The following is a 21,404-nucleotide window of genomic DNA, read 5'->3' on the forward strand; positions in this document are numbered from 1 at the left end:
CGTCAGTCGGCCCGGCTCTCCCGCCAGGTCCCGAGCACCTCGTCGACGTCGAATTCCTTGAGGTGGAGGGGCGGACCCGGCGGCGGGCGGCGCAGGGCCGCACGGATCTTCTCGTTGATCCCGGCGAGAATGTCACGCGCCTGGCGTTCCGAGCGGGCGGCGTGGACCGCCTCCAGGGCGTCCTCGGCCTCCTTGCGCAGGGCGAGCGCGGGCGGCAGGGCGGCGAACCCCTCGCGGTGCATCTTGTCCTTGATCCACCACAGCTCGTCGTACGGGGCGTCGATCGAGGCCAGGGGCTTGCCGTAGCCCGGGAGCTGCTCGAACTCGCCGCGCTCGGCGGCCTCCCTGATCTGCCGGTCCACCCAGGACTCGAAGCTGACGCCCGGTGGCTTGCGGTCGGTCACGACTGCTCCTCTCGTCCGTGCGCCCAGCCTATGTGGCGGGGGCCGCGGATTTATCTTGACGTCAAGATTAATTTCGGGCAGGCTACCGCGAGGTATCTCGATATCGAGATACTTTGGCGGGGGATGCGGAGGCCCGGAATGATCTGGCGGCGCGGCGTGGGGAAGCGGAAGGACCTGAAGGAACGGGGGGTCCGGAAGGACGGGACCGGGCTGCTCGCGCAGTTGCGCCGTCCGCCCGGCGGGCGGGACGCCCGGATCATGCTCTTCGCCCAGCTGCTGGACCGCACCGGGACCGGGGTGTGGGGCGCGTCCTGCGTCCTCTTCTTCACCTTCGTGGCAGGCCTGGACGGGCGGCAGCTGGGCGTGCTGCTGGGTGCCGCCGGTGTGGCGGGCATCGCGGGCTCGCCGCTGGCCGGCCATCTGGCCGCACGATTCACCGTACGCACCCTGCTGATCGGCTGTCACCTGCTGCGCCTGGCCGCGATCTGCGCTCTGCTCGTCTTCACCCGCTTCGAGGTGCTGCTGCTCGTGGTCGCCCTCACCTCGCTCGGCGACCGGGCGGCCAAGATGCTGGAGATGCTCTTCGCCACGCGGGCGGCGGGCGAGCAGCGCGGCACGTACCAGGCGCTGTCGCGCAGCGTGGCGAACGCCGGGTACGCGCTCGGCGCGGGCCTCGCCGCCATCGGCCTCGCGGTGGGCACGCGCGAGGCGTACCAGGTCCTGATCCTCGGCAACGCGCTGTCGTTCGTCGTGGCCGGGGCCCTGGTGTGGCGTACCCGGGAGCAGCCGCACGGTCTCGGTGGCGGGGCGGCGGCCGCGGCGGCCGCGGCAGTCGCGGAGGCCGCGGACGCGCCCGAGGCGGACCGCCCGGGCCACGAGAATCCGTGGCGGGACCGCGGATACCTCCGCTTCGTCCTCCTGGACATCCCGCTGTGCCTGGACGACTCGATCCTGGGGGTCGGGCTGCCGCTGTGGCTGATCGGGCACACCGACGCCCCGCACGCCGTGGTCCCGGCCTTCCTCTTCCTCAACACCGTGCTCGTCGTCGCCCTCCAGATGACCGTGTCGGCGAGGGTCCAGCGGCCGCGCCAGGCCGCCGGAGCGGCCCGGCTGTACGGGCTGACCCTGCTCGGATGCTGCACGCTCCTGGCACTGACCCCTGAACACGGGGCCTGGGCCGCATCGTTCGCCCTGCTGGCCGCCGCCGTGCTGGCCACGGCCGCGGAACTGCTGCGCTCGGTGAGCTCCTGGGAGCTGGCCGTCTCCCTCGCGCCCCGGGAGGCGAGGGCCTCGTACCTGGGGGTGGCGGGCATGTCCCAGTCCATCCAGAAGTCGGCCGGGCCGCTGCTGCTGACCGGCGTGGTGATGGCGGCCGGGCCGGCGGGCTGGCTGGTGCTCGGGGCGGCCGTCGCGGGGGTATCGGTCGTCCAACGGCGGACCGGTCTACGGCGGTTGGACTCCATGGAGCGGGCGGAGGCCGCGGCCGCCGTACCCGCCGGTTCCCGTACCGCGACGGGGAGTGATCCCGCGCCGGTGTCCTGACACCGCGGTTTCCCCGCTCACCCCTTCCCCACCCAGATTCCCCACTCGACGGGACAAGTTCCCCTATCTCTCGGGAACGGCAGAAATCTAGCCTCGCTACTGCCTGTCCGCGACTGGGATCACTGGGTTCGAGGGGGAAAGCGTGGCTGTTCGGGAGGTCGGTGTTCTGGCGATCGGTGCCGGTCCGGCGAATTTGGCGCTCGCGGTGGCCATCGAGGAGTCGGGTTCGGCCGAATTGGCGGACGGAACCCTGTTGTTGGAGCAGAGTCCGGACGTCAAGTGGCAGCGCGATCTGCTGATGCCGTGGGCGCGGAGCCAGGTGTCCTTCCTCAAGGACCTGGTGACGCTGCGGAACCCGTCGAGCCGGTTCACGTTCCTCAACTTCCTGCACGAACAAGGCCGGTTGGACGAGTTCGTGAACCTGGGAACCTTCCACCCCTTCCGGTGGGAGTTCTCGGACTACCTCCAGTGGGTCGCGAAGTCGTTGGAGCGGGTGGAGATCCGCTACGGCGCGCGGGCGGCGCAGGTGGATCCGGTGTGCGGGGCGGACGGCTCGGTGTCCGGGTGGAGCGTGCTGCTGACCGACGGGGACGAGATCCGCTGCCGGGACCTCGTCGTCGGCGGCGGCCGCGACCCGCGCGTACCGGAAGTGTTCTCCGCTCTTCCGGACGACCGGCTGATTCACAGTGCGCAGTACCGGACGCGGATCGCGGGGATCGCGCGGGACGAGCCGGTGCGGGCCGTGGTGGTCGGCGGGGCGCAGAGCGCCGCGGAAATGTTCTACGCGCTGCACGAGAATCTCCCGAAGAGCCGAGTGACGATGCTGGTGCGGTCGATCGGCCTGCAGACCTACCAGACCAGCAAATTCGTGAACGAGTTGTTCTTCCCTTCTTTCGTGGACGAGTTCTACGACAGTCCGGCGGAAGTCAGGGCGCAGCTGCTGGACGAAATGCGGTTCACGAATTACGCCGGTCTGGCGCCGCCGTTCCTCGACGAGCTGTACACGATGCTGTACCGGCAGAAGGCCCTGGGTCCGCAGCGGTCCGAGGTCCGCGCCATGACCGAGGTCGTCGGGGCTCGGGTGCAGGACGGGGAAGTGGTCCTGGACCTGCGGGACCGAATGAGCGGCAAGACCGAGCCGCTGCGCTGCGACCTCGTACTCCTCGGCACCGGATACGACCCCCGAAAGCCCGCCCTCGTACGGGAGTTGGCGGCGCGCGTCGGGATCGACGAGGTCGCCGTCAGCCGGGCCCACCGGGTGGAGCTGGGCGAGTCCGCCTGGGGCGCCGTCTACCTCCAGGGTGTCAACGAGGAGACGCACGGCATCGCCGACTCCCTCATCAGCGTCCTCGCCCACCGCTCCCGGGACATCCTCACCGACCTGCTCGCCCGTCGCGCCGGCGGCACCGAATCCAGGAGCGCCTGATGGAGCGGACACTGGTCATCGCCCCCGGCCCGACCGCCAACGGGGATCTGCACCTCGGACACCTGGCCGGCCCCTTCCTCGCCGCCGACGTCTGCGCGCGGTACGCCCGCGCCGCGGGCCACGACGTGCTGTTCGGCACGGGCGTGCACTTCACGCAGAACTACATCGTCACCACCGCCCGCCGACTGGGCGTACCGCCGGAAGACCTGCGCGTCCGTTCGGCCGGCCAGGTCGAGGAAACGCTGACCGCCATGGGCATCCTGCCCGACGGGTTCGTCCGGTTCGGCGACCGGTACGTCAAAACCGTCCGCACCTTCTTCGAGCGCCTGCACGGCAGCGGCAAACTCCGGCTGCGGGGCGTCGTGTTCCCGTACGCGCCGCGCACCGGCGAGTTCCTCACCGACGCGTACGTACGCGGGGGCTGCCCGGTGTGCCTCGCCGACGGCTGCGCCGGGCTCTGCGAGAACTGCGGCCACTGGATCGCGTCCGGCGACCTGATCGACCCGCACTCCACCCTGCACCCCGAGGACCCCGTCGAACTGCGCGAGCAGCAGGTGCTGGTACTGCCGCTCGAAGACCATCGCGAGGCGCTCGTCGCGTACTTCGCCCGGCAGCGCGCGACGATGCGCCCGCGCATGGCGCAGATGATCGAGGAGATCCTCGCCCGGCCGCTCCCGGACTATCCCGTGACCCTCCCCATCGCCTGGGGCATCCCCGCGCCCTTCCCCGAGGTCGCCGGCCAGGTGATCTACGCGGATGCCGAGACCATCGCCTGGAGCATGCACTGCACCGCGCTGGCCGCCGAACAGCGGGGCGAAGTACTGGTAGCAGAGGACGAGTTGTGGTTCTCCGAGACCGGCAACAAGGTGGTGTACTTCTTCGGGTCCGACGCCGGCTTCGCCTTCGCGGTCGTCGGGGCGGCCATGCTGGAGGCGCTGGGCGGCTACGTCCTGCCCGAGCACTTCGTCACGAACGAGTTCTACGAGCTGGACCACGACAAGTTCTCCACCAGCCGCGGCCACGTCGTCTCGGGCCGGGAACTGGCCGCCGAGGTGCCCCGGGACGTCATCCGCTTCTACCTCGCCGCGACCAGCCCGGACTTCCAGCGCACCAACTTCACCCGCGAGGCACTGGAGCGGGTGGCCGGCGAACGGCTGGTACGGCCGTGGAACCGGGTCGCCGACAAGATCGACCGCTGGGCGGGCCGGGGCCAGGGCCCGCTGCCCGTGTCCCAGCGGTCCCGGGACGCGGCCGCACGCCTCCTGGAGCGCTTCGCCGCCGCGTACGACGTCCGCCGGTTCAACCTGACCGCGGCCGCCTTCACCCTGTCCGAGCAGCTGGCCCGGCTGGACCGGTGGGAGGCCGGACCGGCCGACGCCGGCGACTTCTGCCACGAGGCCGACGTGTTCCTGCGCTGCGCCGCTCCGCTCCTGATCGACCTGGCCGAGGCGGCCCTCCCGGACCGCGCGATCCCCGCCGCGCCGCACGCCACGGAGTTCACTCCCGTACGCCTGCCGCGCCTGGCGGAGCCGGGACGGTGAGCGCGGCGGCGGTCGTGGTCGTGGGAGCGGGCGTCACCGGGCTGCTGACCGCGGTGGAGTGCGCGCTGGCCGGCCATCGCGTGACCGTACTGGACAGGGGCCCGATCCCCAACCCGCGGTCCAGCTCCCACGATCAGCACCGGGTCGTTCGTACGTTCAGCCCGGACGACGCGGAGGCGACGCGGCGGATGGCCACGGCCCGCCGCCGCTGGCGGGAACTGCAGACCCTGTTCGGAACCCGCATGTTCCGACCGGTCGGGGTGGTCTCCACCTGGCCCCGGGAGCGCCTCCCCGCGCTCGCCGCCTCGGCCGCCGGGGCGGGGGTCCGCGTACGGACGGTGGAACCGCGGGCGCTGCCGCACCTGGAGTTCCCGCCGGACTCGGCGGGCGTACTGGACACGGCCGCCGGGGTGTTGCTCGCGGAGCGGGCCCTGGAGGCCGCGGCGCGGTGGCTCGGCGCGCATCCGGCGGTGACCCTGCGGCCGTACCGCACGGTGACCGAGGTCGACACGGACTCCGGCAAGGTGCTGGTCTCCGGCGGGGAGCGGCTGGGCGCCGACCTCGTCCTCGTCGCGGCCGGGCCGTGGACCCGTGATCTGGTCGGGCGGCAGCCGGTCGTACTGCACCGCCAGACCGTGGTCTACCTGCATCCGCCCGCGGACGCCGCGCGGTGGTGGGAGCGGGCGCCCGCGGCCGGGGGCCTCGGCCCGGACGGCCGGGGGTGGGCGGTGCCGCCCGGAGACGGCACGCTCCTGAAGATCAGCTCCGACGCGGTCTGCCGCGCGGTGGAGACCACCGCGGACGGCGACGCCGAGGACCAGGCGCCCTGGGCCGAGCGGCTGGCCGCCGCGGCGCCGCTGACCGGCCTGCACCGCTACACCGTGGCCGCCGTGAAGTCGTGCCACTACGCGGCCGACGCGGAGACCGGCGGCGCGCTGCTGACCCGCGCGGGTCCCGCCGTCTGGGCGCGGGCGGCGTGCGGCGGCTCCGGATTCGCTTCGGCTCCGCTCGTCGCGGGCCACATCGTCGAAGTCTTGAGTGACTTCAGGGAAGGGGCGGCATGACGGACGATGCTCCGGTCCGGGTGTTCGATGCGCTGAAGGCGACTCCGACACCGGTCCGCTATCTCCTCGGCGGCGTACTGGTCAACCAACTCGGCGCGTTCGTCCAGACGTTCCTCGTGCTGTACCTGACCTTCCGCGGTGCGTCGGTCAGCGTGGCGGGTCTGGCGCTCGTCGCCTACAGCATCGGTTCGATCTTCGGCACGATGCTGGGCGCCGAGATCACCCACCGGTTCGGCCCGCGGACCACGATCATGACGGCCATGGCGGCCTCGGCCCCGCTGGTGGGCTCGATCTCCTGGCTGAGCGGGCCGGGGATGCTGTGGCCGCTGCTCGTCGTGGTCGGGCTCGCGGGCCTGTTCACCCAGGCGTACCGGCCGGCGGCCGCCGTGCTGCTCAGCGACCTGATGCCGGAGCGGTACCAGGTCATGGCGTTCTCGATGATGCGGATCGCGCTGAACATCGGCGCAGCCCTGGCCCCGCTGATCGCCGCCGTCGTCATCCTGGTCGACTGGGACCTGCTCTTCTGGATCGACGGCGGGACCGCACTGGTCTACGCGCTGCTGGCCTTCGCCCTGCTCTCCAAGCAGGCTCCGGAGGCGGAGGCGGAGGCGGAGCGGGAGGAGGCCGAGCCGGCAGCCCGTACGGAAGCCCGTATGGAGGCCGAGACCGAAGCCGCCGCCTCCGCGCCGGCCGCCGACAGCCGCTCCGCGTACGCCGCGATGCTCCGCGACCGGAAGTACCTGCTCTACCTGGGCGCCATCCTGCTCGGCTCGCTCACCTACGCGCAGGGCCACATCGCCCTGCCGCTGGAGCTCGCCGCGGACCACTACCCGACCAGCTTCTACAGCACCGTGCTCACGGTGTCCTCGGTCGTCCTGATCACCTGCGAGCTCAAGATCACCGCGTACCTCAGCAGGCTGCCCAAGCACGTGCGGGTGATCACCGGCCACCTGGTGGAGGCCGTCGGCCTCGCCGTGTACGGACTGTCCTCCCGGTCCGGCGCGTTCACCATCGCCGGCGCGGTCCTGGTCGTCTTCGGGATCATGATCGCCGCCCCGAGCATGTTCGCCCACCCGGCGACCTTCCCCGCGGCGGTCAAGGCCCGCTACATCGGCACCATGCAGGCCGTGGGCGGGGCGGCCTCCGCCCTCGCACCGCTGTTCGGCGTCTTCCTCTGGCCCCGGCTCGGCGGCGGGTTCTGGCTGCTGTGCGGGATCGTGACCGCCGCCGCCGGACTCCTCGCCCTGGCCGGTGTGCGACAACCGCCCGAACCGCCCCCGGCCAAGGACGCTGACCCCCGCCCCAAGGGCGAACCCGAGGCCGTCGGAGGCACCTCATGAGCGAGCAGCCACAGCCGCAGCCGCAGCCGAGGCCGGCCACCGGGCCGGTGCTGATCGTGGGGTTCGTCGGCGTCACGCTCGCCGCGATCGGGGAGTTCCAGCCGGACGGCTCGGTGATCTACATCGAAGAGCCCGACGTCGTCCGCAAGCGGCACGTGCACGAGCAGCTCGACGGGGTGGCGTTCGTCCGCGGCCTGATCGAGTGGGAGTACCACCTGGCCGGCAAGGCCGACGAGTTCCACAACGCCCACCCCGACCTCGCCCCCGTCGCCGTCGTCCCGGCGATCGAGTACGCGACTCCGTTCGCCGCGCGCCTCGCCGAGCGCTACGGCCTGCCCGGTTCCGGCCTCGGAGCCGCCCAGATCCTGCGCGACAAGGCCCTGCTGCGCCGGGTCAGCGCGGCGGCCGGGATCGCCAACCCCGCCGGCGTCCGGGTGAACGGTCCCGCCGACGTACGGGAGTTCCTGCGCGGCCAGGACGGACCCGTCGTACTCAAGCCCGCCAACCGCCAGGCCGCCGTGGGCACCCGGGTGATCCAGGGCCCGGACGAGGTCGAACAGGCCTGGGCCGACTGCCTGGTCCAGGACGAGGGCGTCTTCGTGCCGGACCGGCCCATGGAACTGTCCATGCTCGCCGAACAATACGTCCAGGGACCGGAGTTCAGCGTCGAGATGCTCGTACGCGAAGGACGCCCGCTGTTCGTCAACATCACCGGCAAACAGCTCTTCCCCGGGCCCCACCCGGTGGAGATGGCGCACCTCGTGCCGGCCGACATCCCGCAGGAGCTCGCGCAGACGCTGGGCGCGCAGACGGAACGCGTGGTCGCGGCCGTCGGCTTCCGCGACGGGATCGTGCACTGCGAGTGGATCGTCTCGGACGGTGTCCCGTACCTCGTGGAGTGCGCGGGCCGGCTCGCCGGCGGCGGCATCGTCGACACCATCCAACTCGCCTACCCCGTACAGCTCATGCGCAGCTACTACGAGGTGCTGAAGGGCGAGGCGCCGCCCGCCGAACTGCCCCGGCGGGCCAAGGGCGGAGCCGCCGTACGGTTCCTGGCCGCCGGACCGGGCCGGGTTGCGGCCGTGCACGGCGTCGATGCCGCCCGGCGGGTCGACGGCGTGTTCCTGGTCGCGGTCACCGCCGAGCCGGGGGACCGGTTCACGGGGCTGCGCCATTCCTGGGACCGGGCGGGGATCGTCATGGCCACCGCCGACAGCTCTGCCGAGGCACTGCGGCGCGCGGAGGCCGCCGCGGCCGAGGTCCGGATCGACATCGAGGAGGAAGCGTGACGGTGCGGGAGGTCGGGGTGCTGGCGATCGGCGCGGGCCCGGCGAATCTGGCGCTCGCGGTGGCCATCGAGGAGTCGGGCTCACCCGAACTGGCGGACGGAACACTGCTGTTGGAACAGAGTCCGGACATCAAATGGCAGCGTGACCTGCTGATGCCGTGGGCGCGCAGCCAAGTGTCCTTCCTGAAGGACCTGGTGACGCTGCGCAATCCGTCGAGCAGGTTCACGTTCCTCAACTTCCTGCACGAGCAGGGACGGCTGGACGAGTTCATCAACCTGGGCACCTTCCACCCGTACCGGTGGGAGTTCTCCGACTACCTCCAGTGGGTCGCCACCTCGCTGAAGCGGGTGCGGATCCGGTACGGGGCCCGGGCCGCGCGGATCGACCCGGTGCCGGCCGCGGACGGCTCGGTCTCCGGGTGGAGCGTGCTGCTGACCGACGGGGACGAGATCCGCTGCCGGGACCTCGTGGTCGGCGGCGGCCGCGACCCGCGCGTACCGGAGGTCTTCGCCGGCCTGCCGGCCGACCGGCTGATCCACAGCGCCCAGTACCGCACCCGGATCGGGAAGATCCCGAAGGACGAACCGGTCCGCGCCGTGGTCGTCGGCGGGGCGCAGAGCGCCGCGGAGATGTTCTACGCGCTGCACGAGAACCTTCCGCAGAGCCGGGTGACCATGCTGGTGCGGTCGATCGGGCTGCAGAACTACCAGACGAGCAAGTTCGTGAACGAGCTGTTCTTCCCCTCGTTCGTGGACGAGTTCTACGACAGCCCGGCGGAGGTCCGGGCGCAGGTCCTCGACGAGATGCGGCTGACGAACTACGCCGGTCTGGCGCCGCCGTTCCTCGACGAGCTGTACACGATGCTCTACCGGCAGAAGGCCCTGGGCCGGCAGCGGTCCGAGGTCCGCGCCATGACCGAGGTCGTCGGCGCCCGCGTCGAGGACGGGGGCGGGGACGTCGTACTCGACCTGCGGGACCGGCTGAGCGGCAAGACCGAGCCCCTGCGCTGCGACCTCGTACTCCTCGGCACCGGCTACGACCCCAGAAAGCCCGCCCTCGTACGGGAGTTGGCCGCCAGGGCCGGGATCGACGAGGTCGAGGTCAGCCGGGCCCACCGGGTGAACCTCGGGGAGTCGGCCCGGGGCGCCGTCTACCTCCAGGGCGTCAACGAGGAGACCCACGGCATCGCCGACTCCCTCATCAGCGTCCTCGCGAACCGCTCGCACGACATCCTCACCGACCTGCTCGCCCGCCGCGGCGCGACCACGGGGGGTGCCCGGTGACCGCCGACACGGGAACGCTGCTGGTCATCGGCAGCGGGCTGAAGGTGTACCGCGAGTACCTCGTCGCGCCGATCCGCCGCCGCGCCCGCGCGGCCGGCCTGGACATGGTGCTGCTCAACAACCTCAACCCCACCTGGCAGCACGAGTACTTCGACGAGATCATCGTCGCCAACGTCTTCGACTCCGAGGCGATGGGCGCGGCGGCCCGCGAGGTCGCCGCACGCCGCCGCATCGTCGGCCTGATGTGCTGGGACGAACCGCTGGTCCTGGACGCCGGGCTCCTCGCCGCCGAGTTCGGGGTGCCGGGGCTGTCCGTGCCCGGCGTACGCGGCTGCCGCGACAAGCAGCTCACCCGGGCCGAGCTCACCGCGGCGGGCCTGTACCAGCCGGGGTTCGAGCTGACCACCACCGCCGCGCAGGCCAGGGCGGCGGCCGAACGGATCGGCTACCCCGTCGTGGTCAAACCGCGCGCGATGGGCGCCAGCATCGGCGTCGTGTTCGCCGCCGACGGGGCCGAGCTGGACGCGGCCTTCCGGATCGCCCTGGCCGCCAGCGAGGTCGACCCGGGGCCCTACCGGGCGAGCGCCATCGTCGAGGGGTACGCGCCCGGGCCGGAGATCAGCATCGACGGCGCCGTCCACAAGGGCGAGTACCTCCCGCTGTTCGTGGCCCGCAAACACAGCAGCGACCAGCCGTACTTCGAGGAGGTCGGGCACCTCGTCGACGCGGCCGACCCGCTCATGGCGGACGCCGAGCTGATGCGCACCCTGGCCCGCGCGCACCAGGTGCTCGGCATCAAGGACGGCATCACCCACAGCGAGGTCCGGCTGACCGACCGCGGCCCGCTGATCATCGAGGTCAACGGCCGGCTCGGCGGGGACCTGATCCCCTTCCTCGGCCGCACCGCCACCGGCATCGAGCCCGGCGAGGTGCTGTTCGACGTGGCCACCGGGCAGCGGCCGGACACCCGGCCCACCCGGCGGGCGGTCGCCGGCATCCGGTTCGGCTACCCCGAGCGGGACTGCCTGCTGCGCTCGGTCACCGTGCCGGCCGAGGCGCCCGGCCTGGTCGCCGCCGCGCCGATGGCCGAGCCCGGCACCACCCTGCGGCTGCCCCCGGGCGGCTACCTAGCACGCCACTCCTTCGTGGTGTGCGAGGCCGACGACACCCGGGCCTGCCTGGACCGGCTCGACGCGGCGGCCGCGCTCGTCGAGCTGGACGGGGAACCGATCGGCCCGCCGGATCCGGACGCGCCGTTCGAGATGCCGGCCGGCCTGCTCGACGTAGACGAATGACCACCACGCACCCGAGGGGGAACGCATGAGCACGACCCGGAACCCGGGCACCGAAGCACCCACGACCGCAGCAGAGATCCTGGAGCGGGCCAAGGCCCTGGCTCCGCGGTTGCGGGAACGGTCGGCGGAGATCGAACAGGCCCGGCAACTCCCGCCGGACGTCGTGGACATGCTGCGTGGCACCGGAGTGTTCCGGATGTGCTTCGGGCCCGAGTGGGGCGGTCCCGAGCTGACGTCGGTGCAGCAGGCCGAGGTCGTGGAAACGCTGGCCTACGGGGACGCCTCGGCCGGCTGGTGCGCGGCGATCGGCGCGATGACAGGCGCGATCAGCAACTTCCTGGACCCGGCCGTGGTCAAGGAGGTGTTCCCGAGCCTGGACATGATCACCGCCGGGCTGATCGCGCCGGCCGGGCACGCCGAGCGGGTACCCGGCGGCTTCCGGCTGACCGGCCGGTGGTCGTTCGGCAGCGGGATCACCCATGCCGACTGGGTGACCTCCGGGGCGTTCATCTACCAGGACGGCAAGCCGTGGGCGAGTCCGGACGGCAGCAACGCGCACGCGTCGCGCCAGTTCCTGGTGCCGGCCCACGAGGTCGGGGTCGTCGGGAACTGGGACACCACCGGCCTGTGCGGCAGTGGGAGCAGCGACTACACGATCACCGACGTGTTCGTGCCCGAGGAGCACACCTACACCTTCTACAAGGTGCGGGGCCGCACCGACACCCCGATCGCCCAGCCCGACTCCTTCATGCGCAGCCTGTGTGCGGTGCCGCTCGGGGTGGCCAGAGCCGCCCTGGACCACGCCCGCGAGACCGCGCTCACCCGGGTGGACAAGATGACCGGCACGCCGTGGGCGGACACCTTCCGCGTGCAGGTCACCCTCGCCGAGTGCGAGGCGGAGTTCAACGCCGCCCGCAGCGGCGTCCACAGCAGCTCGCAGCGGCACTGGGACGTACTGGCGGCAGGCGGCACCCTGGACGACCTCACCGCCACCGAGCGGGCCGCGTCCTCGCTCGCCTGGGTGCACGCCTTCCGTACCTCGCGGGCGATCGTGAACCGGCTCTACGACCTGCTCCAGGCCTGGTCCATCAACCGGTCCTCGCCGATGGACCGCTGGATGCGCGACACCGCGACCATGTGCCAGCACGTCGCCGCCTCGGACCTGATCCTCGAATCCGGCGGTGCCTACCTGCTGGGCAGGCCGCCCAAGTTCCGGATGAGCCTCGGCATCGTCAAGTAGGGCCAAGTGAAAGGCGATCACATGACCATGACCGGGACCCCGGGGGCCCAGGTGCCCGCCGCGGCGGCGGAGCTCCTCGCCCGCGCGAAGGAGCTGGCGCCGCTGCTGCGGGAGCGGTCGGCGGAGATCGAAGAGGCGCGGCGGCTGCCGGCGGACGTGGTGGACATGCTGCGCGACGCCGGGGTGTTCCGGATGGCCTTCGGCCGTGAGCTGGGCGGCCTGGCCCTGACCACGGTGGAGCAGACCCGGGTCGTCGAGACGCTGGCGTACGGGGACGCCTCTGCGGCCTGGTGCGCGGTGATGGGCGCGAGCGGCGGCGTCTTCAGCGCCTTCCTCGACGAGAGGGTGGCCAAGGAGATCTTCCCGACCCCGGACACGATCATGGCCGGGCTGCTGCAGCCGACGGGTCACGCCGAGCGGGTTGCGGGCGGCTTCCGGCTCTCCGGCCGCTGGTCGTTCGGCAGCGGGATCACCCATTGCGACTGGGTGACCTCGGGTGCGTTCGTCTACCAGGACGGCAAGCCGTACGCGAGCCCGGACGGCAGCAATCCGCACGAGTCGCGGCAGTTCCTCGTGGACCGGGCCCAGGTGGAGGTCATCGACAACTGGCACACCATGGGGATGCGCGGCACCGGCAGTTGCGACTACACGATGGACGACGTCTTCGTCCCCGAGGAGCACACGTACAGCTTCGGCAAGGTACGGGGCCGGCCCGGCCCCCTCGCCCAGCCGGACGCGTTCACGCGCAGCATGTGCGGCGTGGCGCTCGGGGTGGCCCGGGCCGCCCTGGACCATGCGCGGGAGATCGCCCGGACCCGGGTCGACCGGATGACCGGCGTGGCGTGGAAGGACCACTTCCGGGCCCAGGTCACGCTCGCCGAGTGCGAGGCGGACTTCCTCGCCACCCGGGGCGCGGTGTACGGGAGCCAGCGGCGCCAGTGGGAGGTGCTGGCCGCCGGGGGCACCCTGGACGACCTCACTCCCGAGGAGCGCGCCGCGTCGCCGCTCGCCTGGGTGCACGCCTTCCGTACCTCGCGGTCGATCGTCGGCCGGCTCTTCGACCTGCTCCAGGCCTGGTCGATCCACCAGTCCTCGCCGATGGACCGCTGGATGCGCGACACCACCACCATGTGCCAGCACGCCACCGCGCAGGACCGCATTCTCCAGTCGGCCGGCGCCTATCTGCTCGGCTCGGAACCCGAATTCGGCATCTGCCTCGGCATCGTCAAGTAAGGGGAGAAGAACCGATGGGCAGAGGTCTCGTGTCACTGGTCAATCCCAACAAGGTGCATCCGCCGATCGCGCCCTACGCGCTCGACGTGCTCACCACCTCGTTGGAGGCCGCCGACTTCGACGTCGAGGTGGTCGACCTGACGTTTCACCGGGAGGACTGGAAGTCGTACCTCTGCGAGTACTTCGGGGCGCGCAGCCCCCTGCTCGTGGGCGTCACCATACGCAACACCGACACGGTCTACGCCTTCGAGCAGCGCCCCTTCATCGGGGAGCACAAGGAGATCATCACCGAGATCAGGCGGCTGACGGACGCGCCGATCGTCGGCGGCGGCATCGGCTTCTCCTCCATGCCCTTCGCGCTGGTCGACTACTTCGGGATCGATTTCGGCGTCAAAGGCCCCGGCGAGCAGATCATCTGCGATCTCGCCGACGCGCTGGTCACCGGCCGCGACACGGGGACGGTGTCCGGGCTGCTGCGCAACACGGGGGAGGGGGTCACCCGCGTACCGCCGCCGGCGCTCACCCCGGCGCTCACCCAGGCACTCACCCCGGCACCCCGGCGCACCGCGCCGCCGCTGCCCGGCGGGCAGTTCGAGGACCGGGTGTGGCAGGTGGACCGGGCCGGGACGTACCGGCGCCGCTCCGGCACGCCGCACAAGGTGGACAACCTGCTGTACTACCAGCGCGGCGGGTTGGCCGGCATCCTCACCAAGAACGGCTGCACCTACCGCTGTTCGCACTGCGTCGAGCCGGATGCGAAGGGCACCCGGTTCGGCCGGCGCGACATCGCCGCCGTGGTCGACGAAATGCAGTCGCTCGCCGCGCAGGGAATCCTCGACCAGCACACCACCGACAGCGAGTTCAACCTGTCCATCCATCATGCGAAGAACCTGCTGCGCGAGATAGTCCGGCGCAAACACGCCGACCCCGGCAATCCGCTGAACGAGCTGAGGCTGTGGGTCTACTGCCAGCCCTCGCCGTTCGACGAGGAGTTCGCGGAGCTGCTCGCGGCCGCGGGGTGCCGCGGGGTGAACGTCGGCTCCGACCACGTGCGCCAGGACATGCTGCGCGGCTGGAAGGTCACGGAGAAGGGCACCACGTACTACTCCTTCGCCGACACCGAGAACCTGGTCCGGCTGTGTCACGCCAACGGCATGATGACGATGGTCGAGGCGTTGTTCGGGATGCCGGGCGAGACCGCGCAGACCATGCGCGAATGCGTCGAGGCGTTCATGGCGCTGGACGCCACCGTGACCGGGTTCTCGCTGGGGCTGCGGCTCTTCCCGTACACGCCGCTCGGCATCGCGATCGCCGAGGAGTGCGACGGGGTGCGGACGGTGCCGGGACTCCAGTCGAATACGGCCACCGAGCCGATCGTGCTGAAGCCGCTCGCCCGGTGTTCGGGACCGGTGGAGTACGAGCGGCAGTTCATGTTCGACGCCTCGGGGAACTTCCGCCTCGTCTGCTACTTCTCGCCGGATCTTCTGGAGGACGCCGAAACGGTCGACGACCCGTCCGGGCTGCGGCGCCGCTCCGTGGAACTGCTCTGGGAGCTCGTCGACCGCTCCGACCACCACAGAGTCATGCTGCCGACGCTGGCGGGCATGAGCGAGCACGACAACAACTATGCGGACAATCCGTTCCTGACCAGTCTCAGCGGACTCGGATACACCGGAGCGTTCTGGGCGCATTGGCGGGACCGGGAAGAAATTCTCCGCCAGGCACAAGAGGTAGAAATGGCAGAGTCCGCAGAAAAGTGACGTGGCCGGATGTGAATGTCGTTGCCGACATGGTTATCGCGCCATACGGATATCCCCCCGACCGTTGCGGTAAGGCTGGCCCGTGCACCATTCTGGTAACGGCCGGTCGGCCTTGAGCCACCGCAAAAGATCGAGTCGGGGGGAAGGTAGAAATGCATCAGACGACAGACATCAAGGGGCTGCTCCGGCCACTCTCGTCACAGGGTGAGACGCGAAGGGACTTCGCCGGCCGGGGGTGGCCCGAGGGGGACCTCGCGGTCGTCGCCAGACCCCTCGCCACCATCACCGTCGTCCTCGCCGACGCGCAGCCGGCGATCCGCCACGGGGTGCGTTCCGTGCTGGAGCGGTCCGGAGGGATATCCGTCGTCGGCGAGGCCGCCACGGCGGACGAGGTGATGGCGGAGACCTCCCGCTGCCGGCCCGATGTCCTCGTGGTCGACCCGCTCATGGACGAGCGCGCCGGGACGCGGGTGATATCCGAGGTGCTGAGATTATGGCCCGAAACGGGCATCCTCGTCTTCAGCTCGGTCGACGACGACCGGGTCATCACCGCGGCGCTCCAGGCCGGTGCGCGCGGCTACCTGTTCAAATTCGCCGACGCGGACCAGATCCTGCGCGGTATCCAGGCCGTGGCGGCCGGTGAGGGCATCGTCGACAAGTCGATCGCGAACCGGCTCGGGGCGCTGATGGGCCCGGCGCCCGCCGGGCAGTACGGCTACCCCTTCCCCCAGCTGACCAACCGGGAGCGGGACGTCCTGGAACGCATCGCCGCCGGCAAGTCGAATGCCGCCATCGCCCGGGAGCTCGTTCTCGCGTCCAAGACCATCAGCAACCGAGTCTCCGCGATATTCGCAAAACTCGGTGTGGCCGATCGGTCCCAGGCCATCGTGCTCGCCCGGGACGCGGGTCTGGGGCAAGGCTGATCCGGCAGATTCCCTTTCGACTGGGGAACAATTCCCCTGTCGGAGGGGAATCACCTGCTCCTAACCTGGCCGACGTCGCCCTCACCGGAATGCGGAAATTCTTGAATTTCGGTGCACCCGGCAAACAAAGACGTCGATCGGAGCGGAAAGTTGACCGACCGGGAACAGCCCGACGTGGACATCCGCACAGCGGAGCCGGAGCAGCTGCTCCGGGAGCACGGCCTGGACCTCAAGCTCCTGTACCCGTGGCCGGGTCTGGAAGCACCGTTCCGCGGAGCCTGGTGCGTCCTGCGCCCCGGCGACGTGTCCGAGGCGCACGCCCACCACGAACGCGAGATGTTCATCGCCATGGCCGGCCGCGCCGAGGTGGTCTGCAACGGCCGGCGCAGGCAGCTCGCCGCGGGGGACATCGCGCTGATGAAGGGCGGAATCGAGCACCACATCGTCAACGGACACGACGAGGACTTCTCCTACTACGCGATCTGGTGGGGCCGGAGCATGTCGGCCGAGTTCCTCGCGGCCACGGGCGATGCCACGTGATCGACTACGACGGCCGCAGGTTCCGCAAACCGCAGGGCGACGTCCGGACCGTCGCCGTCTACCACCAGCAGGGCGACCTGGTCTGGGGAGAGGTCCTCGGCGGCGAGGTGCGGCGGGGCTGGACCGTCGGCACCTGCACCCCCGACGGCACCCTCTCCATGGGCTACACCCTCGTGTTCGCGACCGGCGAGGTGGTCTGCGGACGCACCGTCAACACCCCCGAGGTGGCCGAGGACGGCCGCCTGCGGCTGCGCGAGGTCTGGGAGCGCTACGGACCGCACGCCGCGACCGGGATCTCCTACATCGAGGAGGTCCGGTGAACGGCGCGTCCGAGGCGGACTGGCAGCGGCTGGAGAAGACCGTGGCGGGCCGCGTCCTGCGGCCCGGCGACGCCGGCTTCCGCGCCGCCGGCGCTCCCTTCAACACCCGCTTCGCCTCCACCACCCCGCAGGGCGTCGTGTCCGCGGCGAACGAGGCCGACGTACGCCGCGCCCTCGCATGGGCCCGCGACACCGGCGTCGGCCTCGTCGCCCGCAGCGGCGGCCACAGCTACGCCGGCCACTGCGTCTCCACCGGCCTCGTCGTCGACCTCAGCGCGCTGAACTCCGTGTCCGCCGACGGCTCCACCGGGCTCGTCACGGCCGCCGGCGGGGCCCGCATGGCCGAGGTCTACGCCGCGCTCCAGCCCCACGAGATGGCGTTCGCCCTGGGCAACGGCGCCTCGGTCGGCATCGCGGGCCTCACGCTCGGCGGCGGCTCCTCCTCCACCTCGCGCAAGCTCGGCCTCACCGCGGACGCCCTCGTACGCACCACCCTCATGACGGCCGACGGACAAGTGCTGACCTGCGACGCCCAGGAGAATCCGGACCTGTACTGGGCCTGCCGCGGCGGCGGAGGCGGGAACTTCGGCATCAACCTCTCCTTCACCTTCCGGGCCACCGCGGTGCCGGACGTCTCCACCTGCCTGCTGCTGTGGGACGGGGCCGACGCCCTCGCCGCCTTCGCCGCGGTACAGCGGGCCGCGGGGCACGCACCGGACGAGTTCTCGGTCCGCCTCGGCGTCAGCACCGCCGCCGGCGAGGACCCCGTCGTGTCGGCCGTCGGACTGCACCTCGGCCCCGCGAGCGAGCTGCGGGAACTGCTGGCCCCCGTCCTCGCGGCCACCCGGCCCGTGCGCGAGGACATCGCCGACCGCACGTTCTGGGAGGCCAAGGACTACCTGCTGCACGAGACCTCGGCCGGGGCGTTCGCCGTACGGACGAACTTCGCCGCCGGGCCGCTGCCCGCCGAGGCCGTGGCCGCCGTCCTCGCCCGGCTCGCCCGCTGGCCGGGCAGCGACAACCCGGACGGCTGCGGACTGGCCCTCTACACCTGGGGCGGCGCGATCAACCGGGTGGCCCCGGCCGACACCGCTTTCGTCCACCGGGACGCACAGTTCCTGGTCAGCATGGACACCTCCTGGGCCGAACACGACAGCCCGGCCACCGTCGCCGCGAACCTGCGCTGGCTGGCGGAGCTGCGGGAGGCGCTCGCGCCGTACGTGGGCGAGGGCGCCTACCAGAACTTCATCGACCCCGACCTGCCGGACTGGCGCACCGCGTACTACGGCGCCAACTATCCGCGGCTCGTGGAGATCAAGAAGTGGGTGGACCCGGAGGGCTTCTTCTCCTTCGGCCAGGCCATCGGATCATGAAGGCACGGTGTTTTCTCCCCCGGCCTGGGTAGGCGGCCCGCATGAGCGAGGACACCCGCACGCTGATCCTCGGCGGCGGGACGCGGAAGGCCGTCACCCGGTGCCGGGACTTCACCCGGCGCGCGCTGGCCGAATGGCAGTGGATCACGGATGCGGACGACGCGGAGAGCCCGTACGACCCGGACCGGCAGGAGGCCGCAGAAGACGTCCTCCTCCTGGTCTCCGAACTCGTCGGCAACGCCTGCCTGCACGCGGGCGGCCCCAGTGAACTGGTGCTGCGCCGCACCCCCGCGCGGCTGCGGATCGAGGTCGGCGACGGGAGCCCCGAGCACCCCCGTCGCCTGCGGACCGCCGGATCCGCCCTTCCCGGCGGCCACGGCCTGCTCATCCTGGACCGGCTCGCCCGGAGCTGGGGCTGCGAGCCCTACGGCTACGGGCGGACCGGCAAGACGGTGTGGGCGGAAGTCCCGACGCCGCTCACGGCTGCGCAGGCCCCTCCGGCGGATCCTCCAGGAGGCCTGTCCGCAGACCGGCCAGCGTCCGGTTGAGCAGCCGCGAGACGTGCATCTGCGACAGCCCCAGCCGCTCGCCGATCTCGGACTGGGTCAGCCCGTCGCCGAAGCGCAGCGAGAGCAGCGTGCGCTCCCGCTCGGACAATTCGGCCAGGAGCGGCTTGAGCGACTCCAGACACTCGATCGTGTCGTACGCCGTCTCCTCCGCGCCGAGCGAGGGCCGGTCGGCGTACGTGGTGCGGTCGCCGTCCTCCTGCGCGGGCGCGTCCAGAGAGCGCGCGGAGTACGCGTGCGCCGCCTTCTGCCCCTCCACGAGCTCCTCGGGCGTGACGTGCAGACTCCCCGCCATCTCGGCTTCCGTGGGCTCGCGGCCCAGGTCCTGCTCCAGGGCGTCATGCGCCTTCGCGGCGTCGATCCGCAGCTCCTGGAGCCGCCGGGGCACCTTGACGGCCCAACTGGTGTCGCGGAAGAACCGCTTGATCTCGCCGACGATGGTCGGCATCGCGAAGGTCGTGAACTCCACCCCGCGCTCCGGGTCGAACCGGTTGATCGCCTTGATCAGGCCGATCGTCCCGACCTGGACGATGTCCTCCATCGGCTCGCTCCGGCCGCGGAAGCGGCGGGCGGCGTATTTCACCAGGCTGAGGTTGAGCTCGACGAGGGTGTTGCGGACGTACGAGTACGCTGCGCTCCCCTCGTCCAGGCTCCGCAGCCGGTGGAACAGTGCCCCCGACAGCGACCGGGCCTCGCCGGTGCTCACACTCAGCGGGTCCTGCGGAATGCGTTCGGTGACCTCTGCGTACCTCATCTCGGCTCCTCCGACGGGTGGTCGCGCCACTGCGGTGCGGCCGTCTCGTGAGCTGTTCTCGGTACATATACCCCCCTCCCGGCCGGATGAAGCCGCTCGATCGGGGAAGCGGGAAGCGCAGCTCAGAGCCCTGCTTCCGGGGACCGCAGCGACTGGCGGACCGCCCAGACGACAGAGACCAGCGGTACCGCGACCACCGCGCCCAGCACGCCCGCGGCAATGGCCCCCGCCACCACCGACAGGGCCACGACCACCGGGTGCAACCGCACCGCCCAGCTCATCAGCATCGGGTGCAGCACATGCCCCTCGATCTGCCCGATGATCACGATCAGGGCGACCACGAGCGCGGCGATCAGCGGCCCCTTCGCCGCCAGCGCGACCACCACGGCCACCGCGAGGGCGACCGGGGAGCCGATCAGCGGGACGAACGCGGCGAAGAACTCCAGCAGCGCGAGCGGCACGGCCAGCGGGACGCCCAAGGCATACAGCGCCACCCCCACCAGAATGGCGTTGGTCGCCGCGACCAGCACGATCCCGTGGGTGTACCCGGTGAACGTCCGCCACGCGGCCCGGCCCGCGACCGAGATGCGCTGCTGCGCGCCCTTCGGGAACTGGGAGCACACCCAGCGCCACTGCCGGTCACCCGAGTAGATGAAGAAGACCGAGCAGAACATCGACAGCGCCACCACGGTCAGGGCCTGCACCAGGCGCCCCGCACCGCTCACGGCCGTGCTGAGCAGGCTCGCCCGGTGGCTGGAGAGGTAGTCGCCGATCCGGTCCCGCAGATCGCCCAGCGCGTGCGGGCTCAGCCGCAGGGGCGGCCGCTCCAGCAGGGGCTCCAGCCGGTCCAGCCCCGCCCGGAACTCCGCCACCAGGGAGTTCCACTCCGCGGCGATCGTCTCCCCGACGAAGGCGAGCGCGCCGAGCGCGAGCACGATGCTGCCGAGGAGCGAGCAGGCCACGGCGAGGGAGCGGGGGATCCACCGGGCCAGCAGATCGGCCACCGGGCGCAGCAGCGCGGACGCGACCAGGCCGAGGAAGACGGCCACAGCGAGCTCGTGGAACCGCCCCAGCACCATGAACACCGTGTACACGACCGCGCCGACCACCAGTAGCCGCCAGGAGTACGCCGCGGCCGTCCGCAGCAGGGGCGACACGGACGCGTACGGCCGCTCCACCGGCCTCCCGCCCGGGCGGCGGCCGAGGGCCCGGGCGCGCCGGACGGCCACCCGGGAGCGCGGTGCCCCCGTAGGCGCCCCACCCGTACGCTCCTCGCCCGGACGGGACGCCGGCCGGCCTGCGGATCGCCTGGTCATGTACCGCCTCTGCCGATGGCCCGATGGGTGCATTTCCCTGTGAACTGCCACGCTGGAATCGGCACCCCACGTAACCGGAGCCAGATTCGCCCGAAGGAACCGCCGAATGCCCGCGCCCGAAGCGGGGTGGCCGCCCCTGCATGAGGCCGCCCCGCCCGGGCAGACGCAAGGCCCACGGACCGGACCACGAAGGAC

General features: G+C 71.5%; 19 protein-coding genes. 16 read left to right on the forward strand and 3 right to left on the reverse strand.

The features are described from left to right. Positions 1 to 2 precede the first annotated feature (2 nt). A complete protein-coding gene (locus tag ACIQU4_RS05975) occupies positions 3 to 404 on the reverse strand; it encodes a DUF1992 domain-containing protein (protein WP_403726367.1) in 402 nt (133 codons plus the stop codon). Between the two features lie 156 nt (positions 405 to 560). On the opposite strand from ACIQU4_RS05975, the gene ACIQU4_RS05980 reads away from it, so the two are divergent. From ACIQU4_RS05980 to ACIQU4_RS06055, 16 genes are all read left to right on the forward strand, one after another. Continuing rightward, positions 561 to 1,946: an MFS transporter gene (locus ACIQU4_RS05980; protein WP_403726370.1), complete on the forward strand. Its 1,386-nt coding sequence runs from the start codon at positions 561 to 563 to the stop codon at positions 1,944 to 1,946. 142 nt (positions 1,947 to 2,088) lie between these two features. Continuing rightward, positions 2,089 to 3,372, forward strand: a complete 1,284-nt coding sequence (locus tag ACIQU4_RS05985; RefSeq protein WP_403726373.1) for a lysine N(6)-hydroxylase/L-ornithine N(5)-oxygenase family protein — start codon at positions 2,089 to 2,091, stop codon at positions 3,370 to 3,372. After that, on the forward strand, positions 3,372 to 4,913 hold the full coding sequence (locus ACIQU4_RS05990; RefSeq protein ID WP_403726376.1) for a class I tRNA ligase family protein: 1,542 nt from the start codon (positions 3,372 to 3,374) through the stop codon (positions 4,911 to 4,913). Before ACIQU4_RS05985 ends, ACIQU4_RS05990 begins: the two co-directional genes overlap by 1 nt. Further along, positions 4,910 to 5,977 carry an FAD-dependent oxidoreductase gene (locus tag ACIQU4_RS05995; protein WP_403726378.1) on the forward strand — a complete coding sequence of 356 codons (1,068 nt, stop codon included), beginning with the start codon at positions 4,910 to 4,912 and terminating at the stop codon, positions 5,975 to 5,977. Before ACIQU4_RS05990 ends, ACIQU4_RS05995 begins: the two co-directional genes overlap by 4 nt. Next, entirely contained in the window at positions 5,974 to 7,317 is a 1,344-nt protein-coding gene (locus tag ACIQU4_RS06000) for an MFS transporter (RefSeq protein ID WP_403726380.1), read from the forward strand. The genes ACIQU4_RS05995 and ACIQU4_RS06000 overlap by 4 nt, the downstream gene beginning before the upstream one ends. Next, positions 7,314 to 8,606: an ATP-grasp domain-containing protein gene (locus ACIQU4_RS06005; protein ID WP_403726383.1), complete on the forward strand. Its 1,293-nt coding sequence runs from the start codon at positions 7,314 to 7,316 to the stop codon at positions 8,604 to 8,606. The genes ACIQU4_RS06000 and ACIQU4_RS06005 overlap by 4 nt, the downstream gene beginning before the upstream one ends. After that, positions 8,603 to 9,889, forward strand: coding sequence for a lysine N(6)-hydroxylase/L-ornithine N(5)-oxygenase family protein (locus tag ACIQU4_RS06010; protein WP_403726386.1), 1,287 nt, complete (start codon positions 8,603 to 8,605; stop codon positions 9,887 to 9,889). The genes ACIQU4_RS06005 and ACIQU4_RS06010 overlap by 4 nt, the downstream gene beginning before the upstream one ends. After that, on the forward strand, positions 9,886 to 11,184 hold the full coding sequence (locus ACIQU4_RS06015; protein ID WP_403726389.1) for an ATP-grasp domain-containing protein: 1,299 nt from the start codon (positions 9,886 to 9,888) through the stop codon (positions 11,182 to 11,184). The genes ACIQU4_RS06010 and ACIQU4_RS06015 overlap by 4 nt, the downstream gene beginning before the upstream one ends. Positions 11,185 to 11,209: 25 nt before the next feature. Beyond that, positions 11,210 to 12,424 (forward strand): acyl-CoA dehydrogenase family protein, encoded by a 1,215-nt coding sequence (locus ACIQU4_RS06020; RefSeq protein ID WP_403726392.1) that lies wholly within the window; start codon positions 11,210 to 11,212, stop codon positions 12,422 to 12,424. Between the two features lie 21 nt (positions 12,425 to 12,445). Further along, positions 12,446 to 13,657, forward strand: a complete 1,212-nt coding sequence (locus tag ACIQU4_RS06025; protein WP_403726395.1) for an acyl-CoA dehydrogenase family protein — start codon at positions 12,446 to 12,448, stop codon at positions 13,655 to 13,657. Positions 13,658 to 13,671: 14 nt separating this feature from the next. After that, positions 13,672 to 15,417, forward strand: coding sequence for a tryptophan 2-C-methyltransferase (gene tsrT, locus ACIQU4_RS06030; protein WP_403726397.1), 1,746 nt, complete (start codon positions 13,672 to 13,674; stop codon positions 15,415 to 15,417). Positions 15,418 to 15,569: 152 nt separating this feature from the next. Further along, entirely contained in the window at positions 15,570 to 16,340 is a 771-nt protein-coding gene (locus ACIQU4_RS06035) for a response regulator (protein WP_403726400.1), read from the forward strand. A 150-nt stretch (positions 16,341 to 16,490) separates the two neighbouring features. After that, positions 16,491 to 16,880 carry a cupin domain-containing protein gene (locus tag ACIQU4_RS06040; protein ID WP_403726403.1) on the forward strand — a complete coding sequence of 130 codons (390 nt, stop codon included), beginning with the start codon at positions 16,491 to 16,493 and terminating at the stop codon, positions 16,878 to 16,880. Further along, positions 16,877 to 17,200 carry a hypothetical protein gene (locus ACIQU4_RS06045; RefSeq protein ID WP_403726406.1) on the forward strand — a complete coding sequence of 108 codons (324 nt, stop codon included), beginning with the start codon at positions 16,877 to 16,879 and terminating at the stop codon, positions 17,198 to 17,200. The genes ACIQU4_RS06040 and ACIQU4_RS06045 overlap by 4 nt, the downstream gene beginning before the upstream one ends. Beyond that, entirely contained in the window at positions 17,197 to 18,573 is a 1,377-nt protein-coding gene (locus ACIQU4_RS06050; protein ID WP_403726409.1) for an FAD-binding oxidoreductase, read from the forward strand. Before ACIQU4_RS06045 ends, ACIQU4_RS06050 begins: the two co-directional genes overlap by 4 nt. Before the next feature lie 41 nt (positions 18,574 to 18,614). Continuing rightward, on the forward strand, positions 18,615 to 19,121 hold the full coding sequence (locus ACIQU4_RS06055; RefSeq protein WP_403726412.1) for an ATP-binding protein: 507 nt from the start codon (positions 18,615 to 18,617) through the stop codon (positions 19,119 to 19,121). On the opposite strand, the gene ACIQU4_RS06060 is transcribed toward ACIQU4_RS06055, so the two are convergent. Continuing rightward, complete coding sequence (locus ACIQU4_RS06060; RefSeq protein ID WP_403726414.1) at positions 19,051 to 19,893, reverse strand: SigB/SigF/SigG family RNA polymerase sigma factor; 843 nt, start codon at positions 19,891 to 19,893, stop codon at positions 19,051 to 19,053. The two genes, ACIQU4_RS06055 and ACIQU4_RS06060, sit on opposite strands and share 71 nt — an antisense overlap. A gap of 122 nt (positions 19,894 to 20,015) precedes the next feature. Next, complete coding sequence (locus ACIQU4_RS06065) at positions 20,016 to 21,122, reverse strand: AI-2E family transporter (RefSeq protein WP_403726417.1); 1,107 nt, start codon at positions 21,120 to 21,122, stop codon at positions 20,016 to 20,018. Between the last annotated feature and the right edge of the window lie 282 nt (positions 21,123 to 21,404).

The sequence above is a fragment of the Streptomyces sp. NPDC090741 genome, assembly GCF_044769045.1.
In the GTDB taxonomy this organism is placed as follows: domain Bacteria; phylum Actinomycetota; class Actinomycetes; order Streptomycetales; family Streptomycetaceae; genus Streptomyces.